Source organism: Enterobacter sp. BIDMC109 (assembly GCF_001037885.1).
Taxonomy (GTDB): Bacteria; Pseudomonadota; Gammaproteobacteria; order Enterobacterales; family Enterobacteriaceae; genus Enterobacter; species Enterobacter hormaechei_C.
In genome coordinates, this window is sequence record NZ_KQ090002.1 from 1,380,617 (window position 1) to 1,392,595 (window position 11,979).

General features: G+C 54.8%; 9 protein-coding genes. 7 read left to right on the plus strand and 2 right to left on the minus strand.

From position 1 onward, the window contains the following. Positions 1-57 precede the first annotated feature (57 nt). Complete coding sequence (locus tag SK62_RS06560) at positions 58-1,527, plus strand: amino acid permease (protein WP_006811308.1); 1,470 nt, start codon at positions 58-60, stop codon at positions 1,525-1,527. Positions 1,528-1,581: 54 nt separating this feature from the next. On the opposite strand, the gene SK62_RS06565 is transcribed toward SK62_RS06560, so the two are convergent. Together SK62_RS06565 and fghA are read right to left on the minus strand one after the other, a co-directional pair. Beyond that, complete coding sequence (locus tag SK62_RS06565; RefSeq protein ID WP_015572315.1) at positions 1,582-3,567, minus strand: ligand-gated channel protein; 1,986 nt, start codon at positions 3,565-3,567, stop codon at positions 1,582-1,584. 267 nt (positions 3,568-3,834) lie between these two features. Further along, positions 3,835-4,662 (minus strand): S-formylglutathione hydrolase, encoded by an 828-nt coding sequence (gene fghA / locus SK62_RS06570; protein ID WP_017383386.1) that lies wholly within the window; start codon positions 4,660-4,662, stop codon positions 3,835-3,837. Positions 4,663-4,799: 137 nt separating this feature from the next. Between fghA and SK62_RS06575 the strand changes: the two genes are divergently transcribed. The 6 genes from SK62_RS06575 to mglA all read left to right on the plus strand — a co-directional run bounded on the left by SK62_RS06575 (position 4,800) and on the right by mglA (position 11,967). Beyond that, positions 4,800-5,948 carry a YbfB/YjiJ family MFS transporter gene (locus SK62_RS06575; RefSeq protein WP_017383385.1) on the plus strand — a complete coding sequence of 383 codons (1,149 nt, stop codon included), beginning with the start codon at positions 4,800-4,802 and terminating at the stop codon, positions 5,946-5,948. Positions 5,949-6,050: 102 nt separating this feature from the next. Continuing rightward, positions 6,051-6,719 (plus strand): GTP cyclohydrolase I FolE, encoded by a 669-nt coding sequence (folE, locus tag SK62_RS06580; RefSeq protein WP_015572317.1) that lies wholly within the window; start codon positions 6,051-6,053, stop codon positions 6,717-6,719. 18 nt (positions 6,720-6,737) lie between these two features. Beyond that, positions 6,738-7,895 (plus strand): DUF418 domain-containing protein YeiB, encoded by a 1,158-nt coding sequence (gene yeiB / locus SK62_RS06585; protein ID WP_015572318.1) that lies wholly within the window; start codon positions 6,738-6,740, stop codon positions 7,893-7,895. 155 nt (positions 7,896-8,050) lie between these two features. Continuing rightward, on the plus strand, positions 8,051-9,073 hold the full coding sequence (gene galS, locus SK62_RS06590; RefSeq protein ID WP_003859324.1) for an HTH-type transcriptional regulator GalS: 1,023 nt from the start codon (positions 8,051-8,053) through the stop codon (positions 9,071-9,073). Between the two features lie 295 nt (positions 9,074-9,368). Then, complete coding sequence (mglB, locus tag SK62_RS06595) at positions 9,369-10,367, plus strand: galactose/glucose ABC transporter substrate-binding protein MglB (RefSeq protein WP_017383382.1); 999 nt, start codon at positions 9,369-9,371, stop codon at positions 10,365-10,367. Positions 10,368-10,446: 79 nt separating this feature from the next. Next, positions 10,447-11,967 (plus strand): galactose/methyl galactoside ABC transporter ATP-binding protein MglA, encoded by a 1,521-nt coding sequence (gene mglA, locus SK62_RS06600; protein WP_003859320.1) that lies wholly within the window; start codon positions 10,447-10,449, stop codon positions 11,965-11,967. Positions 11,968-11,979: the final 12 nt, after the last annotated feature.

An 11,979-nucleotide genomic window follows, 5' to 3' on the forward strand; every position in this document is an offset into this window, starting at 1 on the left:
CAACGCAGATCGTCTGCTACAATCGCGCCTCATTTATTGAATGGACAGCATTTTCACATGGTTTCAGAAACTAAAACCACAGAAGCGCCCGCGCTACGTCGCGCACTTAAGGCGCGTCACCTGACGATGATCGCCATTGGCGGCTCCATCGGTACGGGTCTTTTCGTTGCCTCTGGCGCAACAATTTCGGCAGCCGGCCCGGGTGGGGCACTATTCTCTTATATCCTTATTGGCCTGATGGTCTACTTCCTGATGACCAGCCTGGGTGAACTGGCGGCATACATGCCGGTGTCTGGTTCGTTTTCGACCTACGGACAAAAATACGTTGAGGAAGGCTTCGGCTTCGCGCTGGGCTGGAACTATTGGTACAACTGGGCGGTGACCATCGCCGTTGACCTCGTCGCCGCACAGCTGGTGATGACCTGGTGGTTCCCGGACACGCCAGGCTGGATCTGGAGCGCCCTGTTCCTGGCGGTCATCTTCCTGCTGAACTACATCTCCGTGCGCGGCTTTGGCGAAGCGGAATACTGGTTCTCTTTGATTAAAGTGGCAACCGTCATCATCTTTATCGTCGTCGGTGTGGCGATGATCGTTGGTATTTTCAAAGGGGCTGAACCGGCGGGCTGGAGTAACTGGACTATAGGCGATGCGCCGTTTGCCGGGGGCTTCTCGGCGATGATTGGCGTGGCGATGATTGTCGGCTTCTCCTTCCAGGGTACCGAGCTGATTGGTATCGCGGCCGGTGAATCCGAAAACCCGGAGAAGAACATTCCGCGCGCGGTGCGTCAGGTGTTCTGGCGTATCCTGCTGTTCTATGTGTTCGCGATCCTGATTATCAGCCTGATTATTCCGTATACCGACCCAAGCCTGCTGCGTAACGATGTGAAAGACATCAGCGTCAGCCCGTTCACGCTGGTCTTCCAGCACGCGGGTCTGCTCTCTGCCGCGGCGGTGATGAACGCGGTGATCCTGACGGCGGTACTGTCTGCGGGTAACTCCGGGATGTACGCCTCCACCCGCATGCTCTACACCCTGGCCTGCGACGGTAAAGCGCCGCGTATTTTCTCGAAACTGTCTCGCGGTGGCGTGCCGCGCAACGCGCTGTATGCGACCACGGTGATTGCGGGTCTCTGTTTCCTGACCTCCATGTTCGGCAATCAGACGGTCTACCTGTGGCTGCTTAACACCTCTGGTATGACGGGCTTCATTGCCTGGCTGGGCATTGCCATCAGCCACTACCGTTTCCGTCGCGGGTACGTCAAGCAGGGTCATGATCTGAATAATCTGCCGTACCGGTCAGGGTTCTTCCCGCTGGGGCCGATCTTCGCCTTCGTTCTGTGCCTGATTATTACCCTGGGTCAGAACTATGAGGCCTTCCTTGCGGACACCATTGACTGGGGCGCCGTCACGGCCACCTATATTGGCATTCCGCTGTTCCTGATCATCTGGTTTGGCTACAAACTGACGAAAGGAACACGCTTCGTTCGCTACAGTGAAATGGATTTCCCGGAACGATTTAAACAATAACCGCACTTCCTCTCTTTTAGCCCGCTCAGTTGAGCGGGTTTTTTTATGGGCAGATCAGAAGCTGTAGGTCATGCCGACGGTATAGCGACGGCCATCCAGCACGGTGTCATACGTATCGTAATCAATCTGCTTATCGAGCACGTTATACACACCGGCAGTAACCAGCAGGTTTTTGTTGGCGTTGTAGCGCATACCGACATCAACCTGAGTGTAGGACGGCGTACCCTGGGACATTGACGTGCGGCTCAGGTACTCAGACGTTTTACCGCGCAGGTTCAGACGGCTCCAGAATCCGACATCTGGCGTCGCCTGCCAGTCCAGGGTAGTGTTGAACATGTGTTTCGGCATTTTGTTCAGTGGCTTGCCGGAGAACTGGCCGCTCTTCTGCTCGGACTCCGTATAGGTGTAGTTTGCAGTCCAGTTCACATCGCGCGTGATTTTCCACCCGAAGGAGGACTCCACACCGCGCATGTTGGCTTTGTCCACGTTGACGCGATCGCTGACGAAATCATAGCTGTGATCGCCAATCGTACAGGCGGGATCGGCGCTGCTGTTACAGCGGCGAACTTCCGTAATCTTGTCCTTGAAGTCGGTATTAAACAGCGTTACGCCGGCATTCAGGTTATCGTTGTTATCCCAGAGCAGGGCGAGCTCTTCGCTCAGACTCTTCTCTGGTTTCAGATCCGGGTTGCCAACGATGATACCGTCAAGACGGCCGCCACCCGTTACCTGGCCCCAGCTGGCAGACGACTGACGCAGATCCGGCGCACGATAGCCAGCCGAAACCCCGCCTTTTAATGTCCACTGATCGGCCAGGTGCCATACGCCGTAACCGCGCGGCGTCCAGTTAGTACCGTAGTTTTGGTCTTTGTCCATACGCAGGCCGCCGGTCAACGTAAAGCTTTCCGTCATTGCCCATTCATCTTCGGCAAACAGGGCCCAGCTCCAGCGCGTCAGTTTGTTCAGGCCGTCAGCAGCTTCCAGCTGATTACCCTTGTCGCGCAGTTTCTCATAACGATACTGCCCGCCGAGGGTCAACGTATGATCGCCGAGGAAAATCTGGTTCTGGTTGTTGAAGGTGGTGTTATAGGAGCGCATTTTGCGACCTGGATTATTGGTCTCTTCCTGCTGGATATAGCTGGTGGTATTGAAGTCGTCGTAATACCCGCTGTGGGTTAACGAGTAGGTCGTGTGTTCATAGCGCGAGTCGCTTTTGGTATTTGGCGTACAGGTTGTACCCCGGCAGGTTTCAGCCGCTTTCGACATCCCCGGGGTGCTGTTTCTGTCCTGAAGCTCGCGAGCAAAGTCGAGGTCGAAATCGTTCTTCTCGTCCGGCGTGAAGTTCAGCGTAATGCCACCGTTACGCATTTTCTGCTCGTTATAGCCGTTCACGATTTTATCTTCTGCGCGGCGTGACAACAGCCCCGTCACTTTTGCGCCCAGCAGTCCGTCGATCAGGGGACCAGAAGCGTAGGCGTTGGTCTGGAAGATATCGCCGGAATCATTGTTTTCCTGGAAGGTCGCATCGCCATGCAACGAACCGGTCCAGGCTTTAGTGTTCGAGACTTTTTTGGTAATGACGTTAATTACGCCACCCATAGCATCGGAGCCGTAAAGCGAGGACATCGGGCCGCGGATGACCTCGATGCGCTCAATGGACTCCAGCGGCGGCAGCCAGCCTTGTTCAATACCCGAGTTGTCGCTGTTGGGGCGGGTGCTTCGCGTACTGACGCGTTTGCCGTTCACCAGGAACAGGGTGTACTGAGAGGCCATGCCGCGAATACTGATATCACTGCTGCTCCCGCCGCCAGTGACGACAACGCCCGGGACGTCTCTCAGGGCATCGGTAACATCACGGTAGGCTTTATCTTCAATCTGCTGTTTTGAAATCACAGAGATGGAGGCGGGGGCATTCTGGATTTTTTGTTCAAAACCCGTCGCGGTGACGACAACGGTGTCCTGATCGGCTGCGTGAACGAAGGGGGAACATGTGGCAGCGCCAATGGCGACGGCCAGGAGCTTAATGCGCGGTATTGTCATTTGTACATTCCGTATAAAAATGAATAAAACTCCATCGGGATAACCCTGAGAACTGTATGTTTTTGTCTTGTAAGAACTCTTTGAGATGGAGAAGAGCCTGGAATTGTACAAAAGAATGTAGAATTGTAAACACAAATGATAATTGAAATCATTTGTGTTTGGGTGTCGGCGACAGAAATCAGGCTGGATTCAAGCGGATAGAAGTATGTAAAGAGGGGGAGGGGAAGACCCGGTAGGCAGGAGGCGCTACCGGGCAAAAGGCGGAACTTATCTGAACAGATGCTCCGCATGGAAGCGGAGATGATCCTCAATAAAGGACGCCATGAAGTAATAGCTGTGGTCGTATCCCGGCTGAATGCGCAGCGTTAGCGGCCAGTCCTTCTGGCGCGCGGCTTCCGCCAGCACCGCAGGCTGTAGTTGTCCGGCGAGGAACTGATCCGCATCGCCCTGATCGATAAGCATTGGGATCGCATTCACCGAATCGCTCGCCAGCATCAACGCGCAGCTGTCCCATTCCTGCCATTTTTCTGCATCTTCACCCAGATAGTGCGTAAAGGCTTTTTGCCCCCACGGCACCTGCGTTGGGTTCACAATCGGCGCAAATGCGGACACGCTGGTGTATTTCCCCGGATTTTTCAGCGCCATTATCAGCGCCCCGTGGCCCCCCATCGAATGTCCGCTTATCGCGCAGCGCTCGCTGACCGCGAACTGAGAGTGCACCAGGGCAGGCAGTTCATCGCGAATGTAGTCATACATGCGGTAATGGCTCGCCCACGGTTGTTCCGTGGCGTTGAGATAGAACCCGGCGCCTTTACCCAAATCGTATCCGGCATCGTCGGCCACGTCATCGCCACGCGGGCTGGTATCTGGCATCACCAGCGCAATGCCCAGTTCGGCGGCAATACGCTGGGCACCCGCTTTGGTGGTGAAGTTTTCGTCGTTGCAGGTCAGGCCTGAAAGCCAGTACAGCACCGGTGGATTGTCCGCAGGGGGCAGGAAAATGCTGAACGTCATAGCACAATTCAGCGTGGTGGAGTCGTGCCGCCAGCGCTGCTGTCGACCTTCAAAACAACGATGCTCTTCGAGCAGTTCCATGCAGGGCTCCTTAAAGGTAAGACGATTCATAAAACGCATAATACAGAGTTTTCATTGACCTGTGAGCAACTTTCACTTTCGCAGGACGGCGAGATGTTGCATCATAAATTTACTTTTCTTTAACAATTGGAGCGATCATGGCGCTGCGTATCGCGCTCAGCGGATTTGTGGTTCTGGTCGTGGCGATGGGGATAGGGCGCTTCGCCTTCACGCCTCAGGTGCCGCTGATGATAGCCGCCGGGCAACTCACGCTTACCAGCGCGGGGCTGGTGGCGGCAATGAACTATCTGGGCTATCTGGTGGGGGCATGGGATGCCATGCGCGCCCATCGCTTCGTTGAAACGCGTCTCTGGCTTGGCATCACCGGTGCGGTGGCGCTAACGCTGCTCTCCGCGGCGGCAGATAATGCCGTTGTTCACGGTCTGCTGCGCTTTGTGATCGGCTGCATGAGCGGCTGGTCGATGGTGCTGATTGCCGCCTGGACCAACGAGCGGCTGGGGCAGCTGGGCAAACCGGGACTCAGTGCGGCCGTCTTTGCCGGACCCGGGGCCGGCATCGCCCTGAGCGGCCTGCTGGCGGTCTATATTCAGGCGAAATCCTTGTCCGCCGGGGCGGCATGGCAAATCTACGGCGTACTGGCGCTGGTGCTGATTGTGCTGGTGGCGCGCTACCTGCCGCGGTCCGGGCAGCTCCATCGGCCCGGTACCGCGCCTGAACCGCTGCTGCTGACCGCAGATCTCAAGCGTCTGGTCTGGAGCTACAGCCTGGCAGGGTTCGGCTATATCCTCCCGGCGACCTTTTTATCGCAAATGGCGGCGGTGCGTTTTCCCGGCAGCCTGTTTGCCCAGTTTGTCTGGCCGATATTTGGCGCCGCCTCGGTGGTGGGAATTGCGCTCAGCATTGCCCTGCGGCATACATCAAGCGCTAACCGCAGGCTGGCGATTGTTCTGTGGTTACAGGGGATTGGCGTGCTGGCGGCCTGGCTGCTGCCGGGCATAGGCGGCTTGCTGACGGGTGGGCTGCTGGTGGGCGGCGGGTTCCTCTGCGCCGTGCAGCTCTCTCTTTTGTACGGTCGCGAGCTGGCGCCAGACCACACGCGTTATATGGCGGGACTGCTCACCACCGGGTATGCCATTGGTCAGCTGGTGGGTCCGGTCACGTCGGCACTGTCGACCTGGCTCACGCATCGGCTGGAACCTGCGCTGGGGCTGGCGGGGATCGCGCTGTTCGTTGGCGGAGCGTTAGTCTGGAACCGTCAGGCTGAAAGGCAACAGCAATTGCAATAATTATCGTCGTGAATACTGGATTATGTGCGTCGCCTCACGCACAATGAGCGCACACTTTTGCCACAACGAGGGCAAAAGACGCCACACCTGCAGGAGAAAAGAATGTCATCACTCAGTAAAGAAGCAGCCCTTGTCCATGAAGCGCTGGTTGCGCGCGGTCTTGAAACGCCACTGCGCCCGCCCGTGCAGGAGCTGGACAATGATACCCGCAAGAGTCTGATCGCCGGCCATATGACGGAGATCATGCAACTGCTGAATCTCGATCTGAGCGACGACAGCCTGATGGAGACGCCGCACCGCATCGCGAAGATGTACGTCGACGAAATTTTCTCCGGCCTGGATTACGCGAACTTCCCGAAAATCACCGTCATTGAAAATAAGATGAAGGTCGATGAGATGGTGACGGTACGCGATATCACGCTGACCAGCACCTGCGAGCATCACTTTGTGACCATCGATGGTAAAGCGACGGTGGCCTATATTCCAAAAGATACGGTCATTGGCCTGTCCAAGATCAACCGCATCGTGCAGTTCTTTGCCCAGCGTCCGCAGGTGCAGGAGCGTCTGACGCAGCAGATCCTGACCGCACTGCAAACTCTGTTGGGTACTAACAACGTGGCGGTGTCTATCGACGCGGTGCACTACTGCGTGAAGGCGCGCGGCGTGCGTGATGCAACCAGCGCAACCACCACCACTTCGCTGGGCGGCCTGTTCAAATCGAGCCAGAACACCCGCCAGGAGTTCCTGCGCGCCGTGCGTCACCACAACTAATCAGACAGGGCAGGGACCATGGAGCGAAACGTCACGCTCGATTTTGTTCGCGGCGTCGCCATTCTCGGTATCCTGCTGCTGAATATCAGCGCCTTCGGTCTGCCGAAGGCCGCTTATCTGAATCCTGCGTGGTATGGCGACATCACGCGCAGCGACGCCTGGACGTGGGCAATCCTCGATCTCTTTGCACAGGTTAAATTCCTGACCCTCTTTGCGCTTCTGTTTGGCGCGGGACTTCAGCTTCTCCTCAAACGCGGTACGCGCTGGATCCAGTCGCGTTTAACGCTGCTGGTTATCCTCGGTTTTATTCACGGGCTGCTGTTCTGGGACGGCGATATTCTGCTCGCGTATGGTCTGGTGGGGCTGATTTGCTGGCGGCTGATCCGCGACGCGCCCGGTGTGAAAAGCCTGTTTAATACCGGCGTGATGCTCTATGTCATGGGACTGGCCGTGTTATTGCTGCTTGGCATGATTGCCGATGCTTCCACCAGTCGTTCATGGATCCCGGATGCGGCCAACCTGCAATATGAGCAGTTCTGGAAGCTGAAAGGCGGCATGGAAGCGATAGGCAACCGGGCCGATATGCTCGGCGATAATCTGCTGGCGCTGGGCGCGCAATACGGCTGGCAACTGGCGGGGATGATGCTGATGGGCGCAGCCCTGATGCGCACCGGCTGGCTGAAAGGGGAATTTAGCCTGCGACACTATCGTCGTACGGGAGCAGGGCTGGTGCTGCTCGGCGTGATCATCAACCTCCCGGCGGTGATGATGCAGTGGCATCTTCAGTGGGATTACCGCTGGTGTGCATTCCTGTTGCAGGTGCCGCGCGAACTGAGCGCGCCGTTCCAGACTATTGGCTATGCGGCGCTGATCTACGGCTTCTGGCCCCAGCTTTCCCGCCTGTGGATCGTCAGTGCGGTGGCCTGCGTTGGGCGGATGGCGTTAAGCAATTACATCCTGCAAACGCTGATATGCACCACGCTTTTCTACCGATTCGGCCTGTTTATGAAATTCGACCGCCTGACGCTGCTGGCGTTTGTTATTCCGGTCTGGATTGTTAACGTGGTGTTTTCGGTTGTCTGGCTGCGTTTTTTCCGCCAGGGCCCGCTGGAATGGGCATGGCGACGGTTAACCGCCCGTGCTTCGGGCGTGTCATTGCGTAATACATCCAGATAACGATCTGGATCACAATCATTAACAAAACGGATGTAAGCGTTTTCATCTGTGTGAGCTTCTTCACGTAGTCTCCTCTCTCTCGCTGCCAGAATAGCCACCTTGCTAAACACAGGGGGTGTCTGTGAGTTGCTGCAATCCTTTAAAGGGTGGTGAATATGATCACCATTCGTGACGTCGCCCGCCAGGCGGGTGTTTCTGTTGCTACTGTCTCCCGCGTGCTGAACAACAGTGCGCTGGTCAGCCCTGAAACGCGTGAAACCGTAATGAAAGCCGTGACCCAACTGGGGTACCGGCCAAACGCTAATGCCCAGGCGCTGGCGACGCAGGTCAGCGATACCATTGGCGTAGTGGTGATGGACGTGTCTGACGCCTTCTTCGGCGCGCTGGTCAAAGCGGTAGACGTCGTTGCCCAGCAGCACCAGAAATATGTGTTGATTGGCAACAGCTATCACGAGGCTGAAAAAGAGCGTTATGCCATTGAGGTACTGATCCGCCAGCGCTGTAACGCCCTGATTGTGCACTCTAAAGCCCTGAGCGATGAAGAGCTGGCCGGGTTTATGGAGCAAATCCCCGGCATGGTGCTTATCAATCGTATCGTCCCCGGCTACGCGCACCGCTGCGTCGGTCTGGATAACATCAGCGGCGCGATGATGGCGACGCGGATGCTCATCAGCAACGGCCATCAGCGCATTGGTTATCTGGCCTCCAGCCACGGTATTGAAGACGACATGATGCGCCGCGAGGGCTGGCAAAACGCCCTGAAAGAGCAGGGCATTGCGCCGCTGGAAAGCTGGGTAGGTACCGGTTCGCCGGACATGCAGGGCGGTGAAGCGGCAATGGTGGAACTGCTGGGGCGTAATCTTCAGCTGACGGCCGTGTTTGCCTATAACGACAGCATGGCGGCAGGTGCGCTTACCGCGCTGAAAGACAACGGCATTGCGGTGCCACAGCATTTATCGCTGATCGGCTTTGACGATATCCCGATTGCCCGTTACACCGATCCGCAGCTGACAACGGTGCGTTACCCCATTGCGTCGATGGCGAAACTGGCGACAGAGCTGGCGTTACAGGGGGCGGCAGGGCTGTTAGATCCTGACGCAACGCATTGTTTTATGCCGACTTTAGTACGCCGCCATTCGGTCGCTATCCGACAAACTGTGGCTCCGATCACTAACTGATAACATCACGTGATGTAACCGTTTTCAATCTGTGAGTAAATTCACAGTATCTTAACAAGCCGCTGTCTATGATGTCAGCGTTTTAGGGGCTGAAACACAATGTAACGGTGATTATTCACTTTTACCGTTACCAGCATGCCTCAAACAACGAATAAAACGCATTTCTGGAGCGTTACCGAACACGGAAGCTGGACATTTTATAAGTGAACTTCGGCGATCAGTAACGTTTTATTAACTTCTGCCCGCCGACCGTTTTTCACAAGAACTACCCTGCATAAAAAAAACCGGAGATACCATGAATAAGAAGGTGTTGACTCTGTCTGCTGTCATGGCAAGCATGCTTTTTGGCGCAGCAGCGCACGCAGCGGATACCCGTATTGGCGTGACTATCTATAAATACGACGACAACTTCATGTCCGTTGTGCGTAAAGCAATTGAAAAAGATGCTAAATCAGCGCCAGACGTGCAGCTGCTGATGAATGACTCCCAGAATGACCAGTCCAAACAGAACGATCAGATTGACGTTCTTCTGGCAAAAGGCGTGAAAGCGCTGGCTATTAACCTGGTTGACCCGGCGGCGGCAGGCACGGTGATCGAGAAAGCGCGCGGCCAGAACGTGCCAATTGTCTTCTTCAACAAAGAACCTTCCCGTAAGGCGCTGGACAGCTACGATAAAGCGTATTACGTGGGTACCGACTCCAAAGAGTCCGGGATTATCCAGGGCGATCTGATTGCGAAACACTGGGCGGCGAACCCGAACTGGGATCTGAACAAAGATGGTCAGATTCAGTTCGTTCTGCTGAAAGGCGAACCGGGCCATCCGGATGCTGAAGCACGTACCACCTACGTTATTAAAGAGCTGAACGACAAGGGCCTGAAAACCCAGCAGCTGGCGTTAGACACCGCAATGTGGGACACCGCTCAGGCGAAAGATAAGATGGACGCGTGGCTGTCTGGTCCGAACGCCAACAAAATTGAAGTGGTCATCGCCAACAACGATGCGATGGCAATGGGTGCGGTAGAAGCGCTGAAAGCCCACAACAAATCCGCCATTCCTGTATTCGGTGTGGATGCCCTGCCAGAAGCGCTGGCGCTGGTGAAATCTGGCGCTATGGCCGGTACCGTGCTGAACGATGCCAACAACCAGGCGAAAGCCACCTTCGATCTGGCGAAAAACCTGGCCGACGGTAAAGGCGCCGCTGACGGGACTAACTGGAAAATTGACAACAAAATCGTTCGCGTTCCTTACGTGGGCGTAGACCAGTCCAACCTGGCTGAGTTTATCGGTAAATAAGTTATCTGCATTGTCTTCACTGGGCGCAATTCGTTGCGCCCTTTTATAACGCGATATGCGAGGCCAACAAGGTATAATTATGGTCAGCACAACTACTCAGTCGTCCGGTGAATACTTGTTGGAAATGACCGGTGTCAACAAGTCATTCCCCGGTGTTAAGGCGCTCGATAATGTTAATTTAAAAGTTCGTCCACACTCTATTCATGCGTTAATGGGTGAAAACGGTGCGGGTAAATCAACATTATTAAAATGCCTCTTTGGGATCTATCAAAAAGATTCTGGCAGCATTCTTTTTCAGGGAAAAGAGATCGACTTCCATTCAGCGAAAGAAGCGCTGGAGAACGGTATCTCGATGGTACACCAGGAATTAAACCTGGTTCTGCAACGTTCAGTTATGGATAATATGTGGTTGGGTCGTTATCCAACCAAAGGTGTCTTTGTCGATCAGGATAAAATGTATCGCGACACCAAAGCCATTTTTGATGAGCTGGATATTGATATCGACCCGCGCGCACGCGTCGGGACATTATCCGTTTCCCAGATGCAGATGATCGAAATTGCCAAAGCGTTCTCCTATGATGCGAAAATCGTGATCATGGATGAACCGACATCGTCATTAACGGAAAAAGAGGTTAACCACCTTTTTACCATTATTCGTAAGCTGAAAGATCGCGGCTGCGGCATTGTCTATATCTCACATAAAATGGAAGAGATCTTCCAGCTGTGCGATGAAATCACCATCCTGCGCGACGGCCAGTGGATCGCCACCCAGCCGCTGGAAGGGCTGGATATGGACAAGATCATCGCCATGATGGTTGGCCGTTCTCTGAACCAGCGTTTCCCGGATAAAGAAAACAAGCCAGGCGAAGTGATTCTGGAGGTGCGTAACCTGACCTCGCTGCGTCAGCCGTCTATCCGCGATGTCTCTTTCGATCTGCACAAGGGGGAGATCCTTGGCATCGCAGGGCTGGTGGGCGCCAAGCGCACCGATATCGTGGAAACCCTGTTTGGTATCCGTGAGAAAGCCGAAGGCACCATTACGCTGCACGGTAAGAAGATCAACAACCACAACGCCAACGAAGCCATTAATAATGGCTTTGCGCTGGTGACGGAAGAGCGTCGTTCCACCGGTATTTACGCTTATCTGGATATTAACTTTAACTCGTTAATTTCTAATATTCGCAATTACAAAAATAAAGTCGGGCTGCTGGATAATTCCCGCATGAAGAGCGATACCCAGTGGGTGATTGACTCCATGCGCGTGAAAACGCCGGGCCACCGCACGCAAATTGGCTCACTCTCGGGAGGGAACCAGCAGAAAGTCATTATTGGTCGCTGGCTATTAACCCAGCCTGAAATTCTGATGCTGGATGAACCTACGCGCGGTATCGACGTGGGTGCAAAATTTGAGATTTACCAGCTGATCGCCGAGCTGGCGAAAAAAGATAAAGGGATCATTATTATTTCTTCCGAAATGCCGGAATTGTTAGGGATCACAGACCGTATTCTGGTTATGAGCAATGGTCTCGTTGCCGGTATTGTTGAAACCAAAACGACAACGCAAAACGAAATTTTGCGTCTTGCGTCTTTGCACCTTTAAGATCAGGGGCTC

Bases quoted from the DNA above. Each gene is read 5' to 3' on its own strand.
- SK62_RS06560 (WP_006811308.1), top strand. From the start codon at position 58: ATGGTTTCAGAAACTAAAACCACAGAAGCGCCCGCGCTACGTCGCGCA.
- yeiB (WP_015572318.1), top strand. From the start codon at position 6,738: ATGGAGCGAAACGTCACGCTCGATTTTGTTCGCGGCGTCGCCATTCTC.
- SK62_RS06565 (WP_015572315.1), bottom strand. From the start codon at position 3,567: ATGACAATACCGCGCATTAAGCTCCTGGCCGTCGCCATTGGCGCTGCC.
- SK62_RS06575 (WP_017383385.1), top strand. From the start codon at position 4,800: ATGGCGCTGCGTATCGCGCTCAGCGGATTTGTGGTTCTGGTCGTGGCG.
- mglB (WP_017383382.1), top strand. From the start codon at position 9,369: ATGAATAAGAAGGTGTTGACTCTGTCTGCTGTCATGGCAAGCATGCTT.
- galS (WP_003859324.1), top strand. From the start codon at position 8,051: ATGATCACCATTCGTGACGTCGCCCGCCAGGCGGGTGTTTCTGTTGCT.
- mglA (WP_003859320.1), top strand. From the start codon at position 10,447: ATGGTCAGCACAACTACTCAGTCGTCCGGTGAATACTTGTTGGAAATG.
- folE (WP_015572317.1), top strand. From the start codon at position 6,051: ATGTCATCACTCAGTAAAGAAGCAGCCCTTGTCCATGAAGCGCTGGTT.
- fghA (WP_017383386.1), bottom strand. From the start codon at position 4,662: ATGGAACTGCTCGAAGAGCATCGTTGTTTTGAAGGTCGACAGCAGCGC.